Source organism: Paenibacillus sp. LRG-1, from assembly GCF_057220305.1.
On record NZ_CM170126.1, the window covers coordinates 3,648,881 to 3,665,903 of the forward strand.

At 44.4% G+C, this 17,023-nt stretch carries 16 protein-coding genes; 2 read left to right on the forward strand and 14 right to left on the reverse strand.

Features of this window, described 5'->3' with window-relative positions; translation table 11 throughout:
• Nucleotides 1-13: 13 nt before the first annotated feature.
• The 5 genes from ACUUJN_RS16235 to ACUUJN_RS16255 form a co-directional block, all read right to left on the reverse strand.
• Nucleotides 14-1,405, reverse strand: coding sequence for a dihydrolipoamide acetyltransferase family protein (locus tag ACUUJN_RS16235; RefSeq protein ID WP_023989228.1), 1,392 nt, complete (start codon nt 1,403-1,405; stop codon nt 14-16).
• Nucleotides 1,406-1,493: 88 nt separating this feature from the next.
• Entirely contained in the window at nt 1,494-2,480 is a 987-nt protein-coding gene (locus ACUUJN_RS16240) for an alpha-ketoacid dehydrogenase subunit beta (protein ID WP_013310796.1), read from the reverse strand.
• A gap of 2 nt (nt 2,481-2,482) precedes the next feature.
• Nucleotides 2,483-3,511, reverse strand: coding sequence for a thiamine pyrophosphate-dependent dehydrogenase E1 component subunit alpha (locus ACUUJN_RS16245; RefSeq protein ID WP_023989229.1), 1,029 nt, complete (start codon nt 3,509-3,511; stop codon nt 2,483-2,485).
• Nucleotides 3,512-3,651: 140 nt separating this feature from the next.
• Entirely contained in the window at nt 3,652-5,073 is a 1,422-nt protein-coding gene (lpdA, locus tag ACUUJN_RS16250; RefSeq protein WP_484668707.1) for a dihydrolipoyl dehydrogenase, read from the reverse strand.
• 126 nt (nt 5,074-5,199) lie between these two features.
• Nucleotides 5,200-5,433, reverse strand: a complete 234-nt coding sequence (locus ACUUJN_RS16255) for a hypothetical protein (protein WP_013310799.1) — start codon at nt 5,431-5,433, stop codon at nt 5,200-5,202.
• A 208-nt stretch (nt 5,434-5,641) separates the two neighbouring features.
• Between ACUUJN_RS16255 and ACUUJN_RS16260 the strand changes: the two genes are divergently transcribed.
• Both ACUUJN_RS16260 and ACUUJN_RS16265 read left to right on the forward strand, forming a co-directional pair.
• Nucleotides 5,642-6,238 carry a thymidine kinase gene (locus ACUUJN_RS16260; protein WP_023989232.1) on the forward strand — a complete coding sequence of 199 codons (597 nt, stop codon included), beginning with the start codon at nt 5,642-5,644 and terminating at the stop codon, nt 6,236-6,238.
• 171 nt (nt 6,239-6,409) lie between these two features.
• A complete protein-coding gene (locus ACUUJN_RS16265) occupies nt 6,410-7,186 on the forward strand; it encodes a sporulation protein (protein WP_023989233.1) in 777 nt (258 codons plus the stop codon).
• Between the two features lie 108 nt (nt 7,187-7,294).
• On the opposite strand, the gene ACUUJN_RS16270 is transcribed toward ACUUJN_RS16265, so the two are convergent.
• From ACUUJN_RS16270 to ACUUJN_RS16310, 9 genes are all read right to left on the reverse strand, one after another.
• Nucleotides 7,295-7,699: a hypothetical protein gene (locus ACUUJN_RS16270; protein WP_484668708.1), complete on the reverse strand. Its 405-nt coding sequence runs from the start codon at nt 7,697-7,699 to the stop codon at nt 7,295-7,297.
• Nucleotides 7,700-8,050: 351 nt separating this feature from the next.
• Nucleotides 8,051-8,554 carry a hypothetical protein gene (locus ACUUJN_RS16275; RefSeq protein WP_068941656.1) on the reverse strand — a complete coding sequence of 168 codons (504 nt, stop codon included), beginning with the start codon at nt 8,552-8,554 and terminating at the stop codon, nt 8,051-8,053.
• 163 nt (nt 8,555-8,717) lie between these two features.
• Complete coding sequence (locus tag ACUUJN_RS16280) at nt 8,718-10,418, reverse strand: methyl-accepting chemotaxis protein (protein ID WP_484668709.1); 1,701 nt, start codon at nt 10,416-10,418, stop codon at nt 8,718-8,720.
• A gap of 299 nt (nt 10,419-10,717) precedes the next feature.
• A complete protein-coding gene (locus tag ACUUJN_RS16285; RefSeq protein WP_076159521.1) occupies nt 10,718-11,467 on the reverse strand; it encodes a class I SAM-dependent methyltransferase in 750 nt (249 codons plus the stop codon).
• Nucleotides 11,468-11,991: 524 nt separating this feature from the next.
• Nucleotides 11,992-12,795, reverse strand: a complete 804-nt coding sequence (gene spo0A, locus ACUUJN_RS16290) for a sporulation transcription factor Spo0A (RefSeq protein WP_023989239.1) — start codon at nt 12,793-12,795, stop codon at nt 11,992-11,994.
• A gap of 216 nt (nt 12,796-13,011) precedes the next feature.
• Entirely contained in the window at nt 13,012-14,172 is a 1,161-nt protein-coding gene (spoIVB, locus tag ACUUJN_RS16295; protein WP_023989240.1) for a SpoIVB peptidase, read from the reverse strand.
• Between the two features lie 123 nt (nt 14,173-14,295).
• Nucleotides 14,296-16,014, reverse strand: coding sequence for a DNA repair protein RecN (gene recN / locus ACUUJN_RS16300; RefSeq protein WP_023989241.1), 1,719 nt, complete (start codon nt 16,012-16,014; stop codon nt 14,296-14,298).
• Nucleotides 16,015-16,072: 58 nt separating this feature from the next.
• Nucleotides 16,073-16,522: a transcriptional regulator AhrC/ArgR gene (gene ahrC / locus ACUUJN_RS16305; protein ID WP_013310809.1), complete on the reverse strand. Its 450-nt coding sequence runs from the start codon at nt 16,520-16,522 to the stop codon at nt 16,073-16,075.
• A 16-nt stretch (nt 16,523-16,538) separates the two neighbouring features.
• Nucleotides 16,539-17,015: a hypothetical protein gene (locus ACUUJN_RS16310; RefSeq protein ID WP_028540597.1), complete on the reverse strand. Its 477-nt coding sequence runs from the start codon at nt 17,013-17,015 to the stop codon at nt 16,539-16,541.
• Nucleotides 17,016-17,023 lie beyond the last annotated feature (8 nt).

Genomic DNA, 17,023 nt, shown 5'->3' on the forward strand with positions numbered 1-17,023 from the left:
ACTGTTCGGATGATTAGTACAGCTTCGTATCCAAAGTGTAGCCTTCTAGATTTTCTTTAACCCGTTGCAGGAATCGTCCGCAAATCACTCCGTCCAAAATGCGATGATCCAGCGACAAGCACAGATTAGCCATCGAGCGAACCGCAATCATATCATCAATAACCACTGGTCTTTTGACAATGGATTCAAAGGTAAGAATTGCAGCCTGCGGATAGTTAATTACCGGATAAGATAAAATCGAACCAAAGGAGCCTGTGTTGTTTACAGTGAACGTTCCGCCTTGCATGTCGTCCAGTTTGAGCGTGCCTTCCCGGGTTTTACGTGCCAAATCGTCAATTTCACGAGCTAATCCAGCAATATTTTTCTGGTCCGCTTTTTTAATAACAGGAGTAAGAACGGAGTCCTCTGTACCCACGGCTAGCGAAATATTGATATCTCTTTTGACGATAATTTTGTCCACAGCCCACACCGAATTCATGATCGGATATTCTTTGATTGCATTCACGACTGCTTTCATGAGGAAAGCCAGATACGTAATATTGATGCCTTCTTTTTGCTTGAACTCGTTTTTGATCTTGTTGCGGAGCATTACCAGGTTGGTCACATCCACCTCAATCGTCGTCCATGCATGTGGAATTTCGGAAACGCTTTGTCGCATATTGCGAGCAATTGCACTGCGAATGGGTGTAACATCAATAAAATACTCGGATCTGTTATTGTTGCCACCCTCAACTTCGATCACAGGAGCCTTTGGAGCCTCCGTCAAATGAATCCCACTGTTACGAACCGGAATAGCAGGGTCCATATTTTGAATCGGTGTGCTGTGCTGAGTGGCAGACTGCTGTCTTCCTGCAAAAGGAGAGCCTTGTCCTGATGTTGTCGCAGTCGGCTGTCCAGATACTCCAGTGGGAGCAGAACCGCCCTGCTGCACATAATTCAGCACGTCTTTGCGGGTAATTCTTCCCCCCATGCCCGTGCCTGGTACTTGGCTTAAGTCGACATTATGCTCAGCAGCCAGGGTTTGCACCGCTGGGGAAAAACGTCCTCTCATGGACTGGTCCGATCCAGCACTCTGCTGAGATTGTGTTTGTACGGTACTTTGAGATGCTGGTGCAGCAGGTGTCGCTCCTGATGCCGCCGCAGGTGCAGCCGACTTCGTCTGGATACGGCAAATTAACTCGCCTACCGCTACTGTCTGACCTTCCTCTGCCAACAGATCACCCATAATGCCGTCCAATGTGGATGGGATTTCTGCATTCACTTTATCTGTAATAACCTCGCAAATCGGCTCGAATTGCTCTACCGTTTCACCAGGTTGTTTGAGCCATTTGGCAATTGTCGCCGATACGAGCGATTCTGCCAATTGTGGCATGGTCACGTCGTTCCATTGTGTTTGGTCTGACATTTTTTCAACTCCTTAACATCATAGGAGGGAGCGTTTTACCGCTGCCCCCGCTATACTTTTGGAATGCTTTCGTCCAATCTAGCTTTTATTAATACATTGCAAGACGGCGCATGGCTTCCTTAACTTTATCCTTGTTTAACATATAAAACTTCTCCATCGGTGGACTGATCGGCATGGCTGGTACATCAGGAGCACATAGACGCTCAATCGGCGCATCCAGCTCGAACAGACACTCCTCATTAATAATTGCCGATACCTCGGCACCGATGCCGCCCGTTTTGTTGTCCTCATGCACGATTAATACCTTACCTGTATGTCGTGCAGCCTCAATAATGGCTTCGCGGTCCAGCGGTTGGAGTGTGCGCAAATCCACAACATGTGCGGTAATGCCCTCTTCCTTCTCCAATTCCTCAGCAGCCTGCATGACAAAATGCAAAGGCTGGCTATATCCGATGACCGTAATATCGTCACCCTCACGTAATAGATTAGCCTTGCCAATCGGAACGATATAATCATCCTCAGGCACTTCACCCTTGATCAGCTTGTAGGATTTTTTATTTTCAAAAAACAGCACTGGATCAGGGTCACGAATGGCTGCTTTCAGCAATCCTTTTGCGTCATAAGGTGTAAATGGAGCAACAATTTTCAAACCCGGCGTACCAAAAAAGATAGATTCTGGACACTGAGAGTGATACAAACCACCAAAGATACCACCACCGATTGGCGCGCGGATTACCACAGGACAGTTCCAATCGTTGTTAGAGCGGTAACGGATTTTAGCTGCTTCACTAATAATCTGATTTGTCGCCGGAAGCATGAAGTCCGAATATTGCATTTCGGCAATCGGCTTCATTCCGTACATGGCTGCACCAATCGCAACCCCGGCAATAGCCGATTCAGCCAATGGCGTATCCATGACACGTTGCTCACCGAATTGGTCCATAAGCCCCTTTGTCGTTGTAAAGACGCCGCCCTTCACCCCGACATCCTCACCTAATACAAAAACCGTTTCATCCTGCTCCATCTCTTCTTTCATGGCAAGACGAATCGCATCAATATATTCCATAATCGCCATTGTTACCGGCCCTCCCCATCGCTATCTGCATACACATGCAGCAGCGTATCTTCGGGCTTTGGAAAAGGCGCTTTATCTGCATATTCAATCGCTTCCTTGACTTCGAGCAGCAGCTCAGCCGACAGATCCGCATCCTTGGCCTCATCCCAAATGCCGCATTCAATCAAGTAGTTTTTCATACGGGCTACGCCATCCTTGGCCCAGTTCTCATCCACTTCCTCCTTGGTCCGGTAAGCCAGATCATTATCCGAGGTGGAGTGAGGAGACAGACGGTACATCATGGCTTCGATCAGCGTAGGACCTTCACCGCGGACAGCACGTTCCCGTGCTTCCTTCACCGCCGCATATACCGCCAACGCATCATTACCATCGACTCGAATCCCTGGAAAACCATATCCCAAAGCACGGTCGCTTACCTTGCCTGCCAACTGTTTATGAATCGGAACCGATATCGCATATTGATTGTTCTCGCACATAATGATGACTGGCAGCTTCTGTACACCAGCAAAGTTACAGCCTTCGTGAAAATCTCCCTGATTGCTGGAGCCTTCCCCAAACGTAACAAACGAAACAAAATCCTTTTTCTGCATTTTGGCAGCCAAAGCTACACCTACTGCATGCGGAACCTGTGTCGTTACTGGGCTGGAGCCAGTCACAATACGCAGCCGTTTACTACCAAAATGTCCTGGCATCTGACGACCACCGCTATTGGGATCATCTGCCTTGGCAAATGCCGACAGCATTAGTTCGCGCGGCGTCATTCCTACCGCAAGCACGAATCCATAATCCCGATAATAGGGAAGAAAATAGTCCTTTTCCCGGTCAAGGCCGAAAGCTGCACCTACTTGTGCCGCCTCCTGTCCAATGCCAGAAACGTGGAAATTAATTTTCCCTGCCCGTTGCAGGAGCATGTTGCGCTCGTCAAATCTTCTTGCGAGCAACATATATCTGTACATATCAATAACTTGTCCGTGAGTAAGTCCCAGCTGTTCATGTCTGAAGCCAGCGTCTACAGCGCCTTTAGAACTCATTGAGGCACCTCCTTAAGTGTCAAACATCCTACTTCCAGTACCTAGTACCATCTTGTCTTAAAACCTGGTACTAAACTCTGGCTAACCCCATTATAATCCTTTTCTCCCCAAAAAGAAAAGCACCGATTTATTTGAAACGTTTATATGCCAATCGCCTGTCCATCAACGGCCAACATCGCTTCTCCCAAAATCTCCGACAACGTCGGATGCGGATGAATAAGTTGTCCGACTTCCCATGGCGTAGCATCCAGCAGTTGCGCAAGAGCGGCCTCGCTGATCAGATCCGTCACATGCGTACCGATCATATGTACACCGAGAATATCATTGGTCTTCTCGTCGGCCACTACTTTGACGAAGCCGTCCCGACTGCCGTATACTAGCGATTTTCCGATAGCTTGAAAAGGGAACTTCCCTGTCTTCACCTGATGTCCACGCTCACGGGCTTCTTGCTCCGTTAAGCCGACGCTCGCGGCTTCAGGACGTGTATAAATACACCGCGGAATCAGATGGTTAGGTACACTGTGAAACTCTTCGCCCGCCATATGATGAACCGCCTGCAAACCTTCATGGCTCGCCGCATGCGCCAGTTGTAAGCCGCCGATGCAATCTCCAATGGCGTAAATATGTGGTTCATTCGTCTGCAAATGCTCATTAACCGAGATAAAGCCACGCTCTACGCGGATATCCGTATTTTCCAGCCCGATATTTTCCACATTTGCCTGACGCCCTACAGAAATGAGCAATTTGGAAGCGCTGAGGGTTTCGGTTTCTTCCCCTTTTTGCACCTCAATCTGTACGCCTTCCTCATCTTTGCCGTATGTTTTAGCCAGCACTTGTGAACCCGTCAGCACCTTGACACCACGCTTGGTTAACAAGCGCTGCATTTCACGCGAAACGTCTTCGTCTTCCGTGGGAATAAGTCGATTCGCAGCTTCAACCACCGTAACCTCCACGCCAAAATCATTTAGCATGGAAGCCCACTCTACGCCAATAACACCACCGCCCACGATAATCAGGGATGCTGGTAGCTCCTCCATAGTTAACGCTTCGTCACTGCTCAGAATAAATTCGCCATCTGGCTCCAGTCCGGACAGCACACGCGGGCGTGATCCCGTTGCAATAATGAGATGTGCAGGAACAATCGTCTCCATCTCACCATCTTCTAGTTCCACAGCAACTGCCCCGCTTTTTGGAGAAAATATAGACGGCCCAATCACGCGTCCCTTACCGCTCAGCACCGTAATTTTATTTTTACGCATCAAAAATTGAACGCCTTGATGCAGTTGCTCCACAACGGCTTCCTTACGCTCCTGAACCTTAGGAAATACAAGCTGTGCTCCCGATGTCTCAATACCGTATTGTGCACTTTCCTTAATCGTCGCATATACTTCCGCACTGCGCAGCAAGGCTTTACTCGGAATGCAACCACGGTGCAGACAGGTTCCGCCAAGCTTGTCCTTTTCGATGATAACCACTTCCTTGCCTAGCTGGGCGGCACGAATGGCTGCTACATACCCCCCGGTTCCTCCACCCAAAATAGCGACATCACAATGTATAGTCATGTTTCTCCTCCATTAACAATTGATTATATATAGCTTATTGTACTCTCTTTATTTCACTGTACAAAATATAGCATTTAGGCATAGGCTACAAAAAAGATAACCCTTTAATCCAGATATCTTTCCATATCATTCATACAGCGCATCTCGTAATTTAGTAGACATCCTTGGACTTTGTGCTGATTTGGCTCGCAGCGCCTTGCGAAATGATTCATTTTGCTTGCGCAGAAAGTTCAGCTCTGTCTCCAGCTCAGTGATGAGTTCTAGAGCTTGCGGGCTGATCAGCCCTTGCTCCAGTAATGCTCCTTTTTTGGCACTATAATCCGTATTTTTTTCGTCCATGCCTTTCACTCTTCCCTTCATTCCACTACGCTTCACCATATCATGCCAGAGGCGGCAGAGCAATGACGACCACATTTACGTTTTAGGAATAGACATACAAAAACATGTCGAAAAACAATATATTTTCTCTAGTCTGTATGCGGCTGGTTATGGTAATCTATAATGGCGTTTTCTTTCGGAGAAGAAGTTTTACAGTGTTATGTACATGTTACAGAGAGGGGAATTCGCTTTGCCTACAGGACGAATTACGATTATTACAGGCCCCATGTTCAGTGAAAAATCCGGCGAATTGATTCGCCGCTGTCAAAAACTAATCCAATACGGGCATCGTAAAGTGGTCGCTTACAAACCCGCTGAAGATAACCGCTATGCCGAGGACGAAATAGTAAGCCGGATCGGATATCGGCTGCCCGCTATCTCTATCCCCAGAAAACTCACAGATGAGCTCGTTCAGCGTATTTTGCAAGAAACAAAAGATGCCGACGTGGTTGCCTTTGACGAAGTCCAGTTTTTCAGTCGTCATATTATGTCGCTCGTACAAGAGTTAGCTTATTGCGGCAAGCATGTAATTGCCGATGGGCTGAATCTGGATTATCGGGGCAAGGAGTTCGGCTATGTCGGTGGTCTGCTCGCCATGGCGGATGACATCGAGAAGCTGACTTCCTTTTGCGCTGTATGCGGTAGCTCGGAAGCAGTATTTACGCAACGTATGGTAAATGGTAAACCTTCCACTGTAGGACCTATTGTGATGATCGGTGACTCTGAGGCTTATGAGCCTCGCTGTCGAAATTGCTTTATACCTCCTCATAAAGTGAACTGCGATTAGTAGACAGATAGATCGACAAGCTGCAATATGCCTACGTGAGTACCAGTTACTTTTTTCTTGCATTTTTTTGGAACGATTCGAACCATTGCCCCGTATATCCGGTTAAGCTGTACAAGTTTTTAGTTTTCGTTTGTATATCATGACCATGAGGTTATCTGGGGGGACGGAATAATGAGTTTTTTCAACAAAATCTTAGCAAGCGCAGGAATCGGTTCAGCTAAAGTCGATACACTGGTAGATCAAGCCGTATATGTGCCTGGGGAAGAACTTAGTGGCATCATGCGCATCAAAGGCGGCAAAATTGATCAGGAAATCGGCAAAATTGACATTGAGCTCAAGACTGAATATATCGTGGAGCACGATGATAAAAAAACTACCACCACCTGCTGCATTGCACGGATCAAGGTATCAGATGGCTTTCATCTACAGCAAGGACAGGAGCTTGAAATTCCTTTTTCCTTCAGATTGCCGTTGGAAACTCCTGTTACTCACGCCAAACAGCCCGTCTGGCTGGAAACAGCATTAGATATTGGCATGGCTTTGGACCCAACCGATCGTGATTCACTCAAAATCGAGCCACATCCCTATATGAATACAGTCTTTGAGGCGGTTCACCTGTTGGGCTTCCGATTCCGTTCCTCCACCTGCGAACGTCACCCTAAGCTGGGACGCGGTGTTCCGTACGTACAGGAATTTGAATTTACGCCCGGATCAGAGTATGCACGTGATATCGAGGAGCTGGAGCTGATTATGCAGTTGGAACCCGAGGGTGTGCATGTGCTTGTAGAAGTAGACCGCAGGGGCAGAGGGTTATCTGGTTGGCTGGAGACTGCCTTTGATATGGATGAGCGTCATGCCTGGTTGAGCTTAAGCCGGGAAGAGCTATCCTATGGACCAGATCACATAGCAGATGCGCTTGAGGAATTGATTGACAGGCAAATTAGATAACAATGTAAAGCACAAACAAAAAAACTCCTAACCAATTTACTGCATCGGTTGGGAGTTTTTATTAATTATAAGAATTTTTTAATGATGGTCCTCAATCGTCTGTATAAACTAAAGTGGCAACATATCCTGTCTTTCCGCCTTATGCTTACACTCTTTACACACCCCGTACAGCGAACCATTGTCATCCGCATAGAAGGTTAATTTGTCTTCTTTTTTACAAAAGGAGCATTTTTGCTTGCCTGTACCCTGGATAGAGTCAGACAGTCCAAATCCAGTTGGGGCCTGAATACCTGCTGCTTTTGCATTCGCGCGTGAACCGGAAGACACTTTAGACTTAGATTCATTTCCTGTGCGGGATTGTCGAGCGGACTTACGAGGACGAAATTCAACGACATTACTGCCCCGCTGTTCATGCACTTGTTTGTTGCTGCTGCGACTACGCCTTGCTTTAACAATCCAACCCAACGCCACCAACAACACGCCGAAGAACACCCAAGTCAGACTATTCCACATGCTCTCATCCCCGCCTTTGCTTTAGAATCAATTGGGTTAATACCACTAGCCCGTTCAATGCGATGACTTAGCCTATAGCTTTATTCATTGAAATTATACCCGTTATACAGCCTCTGTGCTGTTCATCCGATTGTCTACCCATATAAAAAACGTACCCTCCAGTGCAATATCCGACTCGCCTCTAAGCAAGAAATTGAGCATATTAGGTAAATCATCTTTTCCTAAGGAGTACATTGCCCCGTTTTACAAATTGTACATCATCCTTTTGAAAAACGATAATATCCCCTCTATGAAGATCGTTCTCCTTATCATAGCCCAATGGTGAGAATAAAAATGGCCCAGATGGCTACATTACTCCCCTTGATAATAAAAATCAATGAATCTTTTCGTCAACGGATTAAACTTATCAAAGCGTTTGCGATGCGGTAAAAAACCTGACTTATGTACTTGTTCTGCTAGTGTTTCTACATGTTCAAATCGCTTGAAAAAGGGCAACGCGAAAGTGTAGATATCTTCAATAATCTCTTGGATCACCCGTTCTCTTTCTGCTTCTGTGGACACAAGGTAATCCCTGTTTCCCGTATATTTCTTGGTGAGAGCAATCAGCTCACTGTGAAAACAAGCCCCAGTACTATACTTCTTTTTTATTCTTTTGGATTCCACGATAATATAAACTTTTAATGCACCATATTTCGTCGCACCAAAACAAATTCCAAATATAAATTCCTTGGTTTCTTTTTTCAAAACTTTTCTGCTTTTCAGATATTTAAAATCATTCAAAAATGGTGTAGCTATGATTTTTTCTATCGCTAACTGACGTAGGTCACTTGCTTTAAGTTCAGTCTTATTGTCCATGATGTCACTCCAACCCAAAGAATTTCCCACCATTATATCATATCTTTCCAATTACAGATTCCTCATATCTACACCCTTTAATCACAATATATTAATAAAAAAGAAAAAAGCCGCTCACAATAGAGCAGCTAGTTCCTCTTAAACATAAAAAGCAGTATACGAATTATACTTTGAATTTACCAATTTGCCCTTGCAGATCCTCTGCCATCGTAGACAGGTTTCTTGCAGATGAAGCAATTTCCTCCATGGACGCCAGCTGTTCCTGAGTTGCGGCAGATACGTGTTGTGTCCCTGCTGCGGCTTCCTCAGCAATCGCTGAAATTTGTCTGACAAAACCAACAATCTCATCTGTACTTGCAGACATTTGTTCTGATCCGGCAGAAACCTCTTCAATTTCACTGGCCACTTTATTTACGGTTTCCTGAATTAGTTCAAAGGATGCGCCTGCATTTTGTACAACTTCACGACCTGTCATGACATCCTTCCCGTTAGACGCTACCGCCTCAATAGCATGGGTAGTATCCTTTTGAATCAATCCCACTAGCTCCGTAATTTGTTGAGCTGAATGAGCCGATTGTTCAGCCAACTTGCGAACTTCGCCTGCAACTACAGCAAATCCGCGACCATGTTCTCCTGCACGGGCCGCTTCAATCGCAGCGTTCAAGGCAAGAAGGTTGGTCTGACTAGAAATATTGGTGATAACATCAATGATCTTGCCAATTTCGTCTGAGCGCTCTCCCAATCCAGCCATGAGATCTGCCAATCCATTCATCGAATCATTCACGGCATTCATCTGCGTAACTGCCTGTTGAATCATCTGGTTACCTTCAGCCGATTTATGGGCCGCATCTTGCGCAGATGCGAATACATTTTGCGCGCGGATGGCGATTTGCTCAACACCGATAGACATTTCCTCAATAGCTTGGGACGATTTCGTCACCATATCTACCTGGTCTCCTGTTCCAGTAGCTACTTCTTGCACCGTTTCGGTTATTTGTGCAGAAGCTTGGCTATTTTGCTCTGCGCTGGCCGTCAATTCTTCTGAGGAAGTGGTTACCAACTCAGTCGTCTTACTCACAGATTGAATCAGTTGACGAAGGTTCTCAACCATGACATTGAAGGAATGTGCCAACGTACTGATCTCGTCCTTGCCCTTCACAATGATAGCTTCACTTGTAAGATCACCCGATGCAATACTTTCAGCAGCACGACTGATCCGCAAGATAGGTTTAGAAATAATTTGGGCTATGATGATTGCCATGATCAATGCTAATATAACGGCTGCTATACTCAAAACGATGACCAATTGTCTCCCTGAAATAAAGTTGTCAACAGCTTCTTTCGTAGTCTGTTTAGATCCATCTGCATTCAATTTAATGAGCTGACTGATCATATCGTTTGAACTATACCATAACTTATAGGACTCTTGATGAAGGATGCTTGATTGAGCATAATCATTAGCTTTACCTGCTTCGATCACTTCAGGCAACTTAGCCAAATACTCCGTATAATTTTTGGAGAATTCTTCATACATTTCACGTTCTTTAGGGGTAGCAATTAATTTTTCGTATGTTTTTCGGCCTTCCTCAACCTTTTTTAAAACCTTATCATATTCACCCTGAACCTTCTCCATTTCCTCTGGGTCACGTTCTACAATAATGTTTAATGAAATCCGCTCTACATCAGATACATCACCATTTAGTGTTCCCAGTATGGTCACACTTGGCATCCAATGGCTATCAATTGCCATCGAAGTGTCACCTAGGTTTTTCATTTTTGAGATAGATACTGTACTAATCACGATCAGCAGGATTATTACCGCAAGAAAACCCAATATCAATTTTGTTCGAATGTTAAATTTCATATATTCGCTCCTCAGTTCTCTTTATATTAGATACTATATCGACAAGAAACGACACTTTGTTTATATCAAAATTAAAGAGAATTTCAGAACTGTTTACAAAAGGAAAATTTCCCTTCGTGATGGTTGGTGCAACTGATTCAGGTTTATTTTATAACCTCGTGGAGAGCATTATGTTTTAGAATCCCCAACAATTGTATCGTCATATAGCGAGGGAGATGCTGAAAATCTTTATTCACTTATTCCATCAAACTTATAAGTTCTAAAAAAAGGATACCCAGAAACGGGTATCCCTTTATGTTTTACTTCCTAGCAATCACCATAAATCGTTCTGAATTTGTTCTTATTCCTATTTCGGTTTGATTGTCCACAATAAATTGTTGGAGTATTTGAAAATCAATTTCTTTTTCTCCGAAGTTAGGAATAATTGGAGTGTGTTTCAAGAGGAATATTAAGTCTGCAGGAGTCTGATAATATTCGTTTGCATTGAATTCAAATGACTGTATATCGTTAAAGCCCGCATCACTTAATTCGGTAATATATTTAGCTTTTAACGAGTCTTTCTTAGCACCCCATGCCTGTCCTCTTCCAAACGCTTCTTTAATATTTAATTTGTCGTTTTCGCTTACTTGCTGTGTCAGGAACATACCACCCTTTACTAACACCTTTGCTATTTCTTTTGCATAAAAACATGAATGTCGAGAAGAGATTACATTAAAGAAGTTCTCAGGAAAATTTAGATTTTCAGCATCCATCTGGAGAAAACGAACATTTGCTATGTCTGATTCAGCAGAATTCTTGGTTGCTGTTTCAATCATTCCGGTGGAATGGTCAATCCCAACTAGAAGTAATGCAGAATCTGCTATTGATAAAATTGCTTCCCCGCCGCCAGTACCGATATCAAGCAATATATCCGACTTCTTGCATGTCTTCGCCACTTCATTGTAGAAGTCCCATTTTACTCCTTTGGAGATACATTTCACATTGCTGAAATCCCATCCGTTGATTTTTCCAACCTTATCATAAAACTCTTTATATTCTATTGAATTCATTTTTCTTCCACCTTCCAATTAAGGATAAAAACTACGGGTTAGCACCGATATCATTCAGAATTTTAGTTTTTGTAGCCAAAAGGATAGACTTCTCCCTTGACGGCTGGTACGCGTTTTTTCCAGCCCGGAAACTAAATACCTCGAACAATACGGAATGACATCCGATTCACCTCATTTGAAAGATTGTCTTAATTATATTTCTTATAGAGCTTGTCGATCAAGCAATAGTTCAATAACAATTCCAACCCTCTCCCTTGGTAGAACGACGACTGATAGCAATGAAATGACGATAATTGAAGAAAACTTTAAATTGTCCAGTTGAAATTGAAAATCGTTCACAAAAAATACCGCTCCTTTACTGGTTCTTGAAAGAACCAATAAAAAGGCGGTATTAGTTTTCTACTATTCAGAAGTTTATCGGTAATCTGGGCGGCTGTTTTGGAGATTAGAAGCCATCCCTGCAATTATCATTGATAAACGTCAAACCACAAAAATCCCTTGCTTCATCAATTATTCTGACTCTTTCAGGACACCTTATTCTCAATCCGCAGCTTATCTGCCACCATCGCTATGAATTCACTATTGGTTGGTTTGGACTTACTGATATTAATGGTGTAACCGAACAGGTGTGAAATGCTGTCGATATTTCCACGGGTCCATGCTACCTCGATAGCATGACGAATGGCGCGTTCTACGCGAGATGCCGTCGTTTTGAACTTCTCGGCGATTGCCGGATATAATGTTTTGGTGATGGCTCCCAAAATTTCGATATTATTGTACACCATCGTAATGGCTTCACGTAAATATTGATAGCCCTTGATGTGAGCTGGTACACCAATTTCATGTATGATGGCTGTGATACTGGCATCCAGGTTTTTCGTCTTACCCATAGGTACTACGTTGGACCGCATGGATGAAATGGTCACCGGACTGCTGCTAACTAACTGCGGTCCCACCAATTGGCGAACACGGTTAGCCAGCACTTCCATGTCAAACGGCTTCAAAATATAATAAGATGCCCCGAGCTGTACGGCCCTTTGTGTAATATTTTCTTGACCGAATGCAGTCAGCATAATGATTTTCGGCTGTGGAGTCAGGTTCATTTCTCTCAAACGCTCCAACACACCGAGACCATCCAGGTGAGGCATAATAATATCTAAAATAAGTACATCAGGTATGTTGCGGGATTCTGCGATGCGTTGGAGCACTTCTTCGCCGTTATAGGCGATTCCTGTAACTTCCATATCCTCCTGATCGGAAATATATTCAGCAAGCAAATTCGTAAATTCCCGGTTGTCATCAGCCAACAATACCTCAATTTTTTGCAATGTACTTCCTCCTCATTGAGTGATATTCCATTGTGATATCTGTTTACAGTATATAAATATTTCTTGTCGGAGTATATGATTTCGACATCGAATTATGAATTCCTTCTGTCGAAAATTATTTTTATTTATTTTTTTTAGAGTTTCTATTATAATTGATTCTTTATCTTGCAATTATGAGTTATTCCTCTGCTTTTCGACAAAAAAATCTTAAGGCCACTAGCTCGCCTTAAGATTAGAAGATGATTTCAAGCTTACGTTATTCTGCATGATTCCTGCATCGCGCAGCATCCATTCGATAAAACAACCGTAACCTGATTTAGGATCATTCACAAATACATGTGTCACAGCCCCGATAAGCTTACCATTTTGGATAATCGGACTACCGCTCATTCCTTGCACGATTCCTCCGGTCTTATCCAGTAGCTTTGGATCTACAATGCGTATCACAAGTCCTTTGGTTGCTGGTTTGTCCTGCTGAGAGATGTGTACAATTTCCGCCTGAAACCGCTGAATTTGTTGACCTTCCAGCACAGTTAAAATTTCTGCCGGTCCTTCTTTTACTTCATTCGCAAGAGCCACTGGAATAGGAGTCGAATACAATCCATATTGCGGCTCATCTGACATTTTCCCAAAAATTCCGAAATTCGTATTTCGTTCAATATTTCCTAATACCCGATGATCTTTGAGAAAATGAGCGCGTTTTTCTCCTGGTTCCCCACTTTGGCTTTTCGCAATTGACGTCACATTGGATTGCACAATCTCTCCGCTCCCCACGACAATAGGGGTTTGGGTATTCATATCGGTAATTACGTGGCCCAAGGCCCCGTATACACCCTGGTCGGGTGCGTAAAACGTTAATGTACCTACACCTGCAGCCGAGTCTCTAATATACAACCCAAGCCGCCACGCTTTATCATCTTGATCATATGCTGGTGTTAACTTGGTGGAAATGGTCTGCTCCCCTCGACAAAGCGTGATGTCGAGCGGTTTTTTGTTCTTACCTGCTTCGTCTACTGCCTCAGCAACCCTTGCCAGGCTATTGAGTGGCTTGCCGTTCATGTGTGTAATTCGATCCCCTAGGCGAATCCCTGCTGTTTCACCAGGTGACACCTTACGATCATTACTTTCCTGAATGATATGGTGACCGACGACAAGCACTCCTGAAGATTTTACTTTGACCCCAATCGTCTGCCCCCCCGGGTATACTTTTAAATCGGGGACTACACTTTCTTGGGTTGTCCTCATGCTTTTAGAGCCGAACAAATCCAAAGAAGCTTGTGGAGGCAGCGCTGCTTGCACATACTGAGCGTTACCGATAGAACACATAAGAAAAACAAGCAAAAGACCGAGCAATTTGATCCTGGAGTAAAAATTCAATGGCTGTCACGCTCCCTTTGCTTCTTTCGCTTGACGAGTAAAGGTGGTCGCCAATTGCGTACCTATAAGGTAACCTTGCCCCCAGGCTTTTATAACTGTTAAACATTACGCCAGCCGCTCTTTTCAGGCTTTCTTTCCTTCCGCCAAATTCAGCATTTCCTGTGCGTGATGCAATGTTTTTTCGGTAATTTCCACGCCGCCCAGCATCCGTGCCAATTCCTTGACACGCCCGTCCTCCGTAAGTCCCTCAATTTGAGTCATGGTCCGTCCATCATGAACATTTTTCTCAATAAGGTACTGATGATCTGCCATACATGCCACCTGTGGCAAATGAGTAATGGAAAACACCTGACAAACGGAAGATAAACGATATAGCTTCTCGGCAATGGATTGAGCTGCACGACCACTCACCCCGGTATCCACCTCGTCAAAAATGAGTACTGGAATTTGATCATGACGCGCAAAAATACTTTTCATCGCCAACATGATACGTGATAGCTCACCGCCTGAAGCGATCTTACCAAGTGGACGTAGTGGCTCACCTGGATTGGGGGAAATAAGAAATTCCGCATTATCTATGCCTTGCTTGGTAGGTCTTACCTTCAGACCTTTATACTCATATCCGCGTGGATCTTCAATTGGATCAATGCGCACCTTGAGTGACGTTCTTTCCATCTGCAGGTCTTTTAACTCCTGCTCCACTTGCTCTGCAAGCTCTTCAGCACAAATTTCACGTGCTTCTGTAAGCTCTTCCGAAATCTCCAGCAAATCGGAAAGCAACTCATCCCGTTTTGCAATGAGCTGCTCCAGCCGCTCATCTTTATTTTCCAGCAGATCGGTTTCCTGCTCAATACGGCTATAGTATTCCAAAATCTGCTCTATACTATCACCATATTTTCGCTGTAATCCGGTAATTTGATTCAAACGTTGCTCCACTTCATGCAGCTTGCCTGGATTAAATTCAATATCCTCACGATAAGAACGTAATTGGAATGCTGCGTCCTCTAACTGGTAAAAAGCAGACTGAATCTGCTCCGCAATAGGCTGAAGGCTTTTGCTGTCATAGCTTTGGACATCGTTCAATCTGGACAATACGTTATTGATCGTATCCAGCCCACCTCTGCCGCTTAGCAGTTCGTATGCTCCTGATATCCCATCCATCATTTTCTCACTATGGGATAGCTTGACCCGTTCCTCTGCCAATAATTCATCTTCTCCCAATTTCAACTCCGCCGCAGCGATCTCTTCTAATTGAAATCGGTACATATCCAAAAGCTGATAAGCCTTTTGACTGGAGCTTTGCAGTTCTCTTACTTCTTTTTCCGCTTTGACAAAAGCATTGTAACGCTCACGGTAAAGCGTTTTGACTGGACCGATCACCGAATCACCGAACGTATCCAGAAGCGCCAGATGGCGATCTGCACGTAGCAGGCTTTGATGCTCATGTTGCCCGTGGATATTGACGAGCTGCTCACCTACCTCACGCAGCATCGTTAAATTAACCATCTGGCCGTTAATTCGAGAAGAGCTTTTCCCCTGAACCGTAAGTTCGCGACGAATCAGCAAATGCTCCTCCGCATTGGCCTTAATCCCTTGTTCCTCAAGTGTTTTCCAAACTGGATGTTTTACCGGCAGCTCAAACAAGGCTTCCATCTCTGCTTTATCACAACCGTAACGTACTAGATCAGCAGAGCCCCTACCGCCTGCAATCAGCCCAAGCGCATCGATAATAATGGATTTACCAGCACCTGTTTCCCCGCTCAAGACATGAAACCCTTTATAAAAATGAACATCGACGGCCTCTACGACCGCCAAATTCCGTATAGACAAAGTGACCAGCATCGTTCTTTCACCTCTATGATGTACAAATTAAAACGCCTAATATGCGTAGCCATTATAATTAGGAAATGTAGCCCATAAGACGATTCACGATAGCTTCGCTGTTTTCTTCCGATCGGCAAATAATCAAAATGGTGTCATCTCCGCTAATCGTACCCATAATCTCGGACCATTCAATATTGTCCAATAAAGCAGCAATCGAGTTGGCTGTTCCCGGCAGACACTTCATCACAATCAGATTGGTTGTGTAGTCAATATGCAAAAAGTTATCGACCAACGTACGTTTCAGTTTCTGGGCCGGATTGTAGCGCTGATCTGAAGGCATTGAATATTTATATCTGCCATCGTCCATTGGAACCTTGATCAGCAGCAGCTCCTTGATATCACGCGATACGGTCGCCTGTGTGACCTGAAAACCAGCCTTACGCAATGCTTCAACCAGATCATCCTGCGTCTCAATCTCATGTTGTGAAATAATTTCCCTAATTTTAATATGTCGTTGACCCTTCATATAATCCTCCTATGGATTAACCTTCATATTCCTCTTCTTCGAGGTCTTCCACTAATGTAATAAGGCGAATACTTCGCTCGTCCGTATCAACGTACAATACACCCGCGCAACCCGGATAGAGCAACAAATACGGCATGAGCCTGTCCCGTAAATCAGGACCACTCCACTCCATTGGTTTCTTGCGGCGTGACGTTTTGACCATATATGTCGAACCGTTTCGTACAGCCACGTAGTCTATAAACAAACGGCTATACACGGTATGTCCATTCACTTTAAAAGCAAGCGGTATTTTCATTTTCCCACCCACTACTTCATAACCTGCTTCTTCGAGTATATCTATAGCAGGCCCTTCATCCAAATCCTCGTTAATCGGTATTGTCTTTAGCACAAGCGGCCCTGGCTCCTTCAACCAGGCACGCAGGCTATATAAAGCCCATATCCCTAATATCACCCCGATTACAGCGATGATAATCGTATCATATCTTGTGTCCATGGACCGAT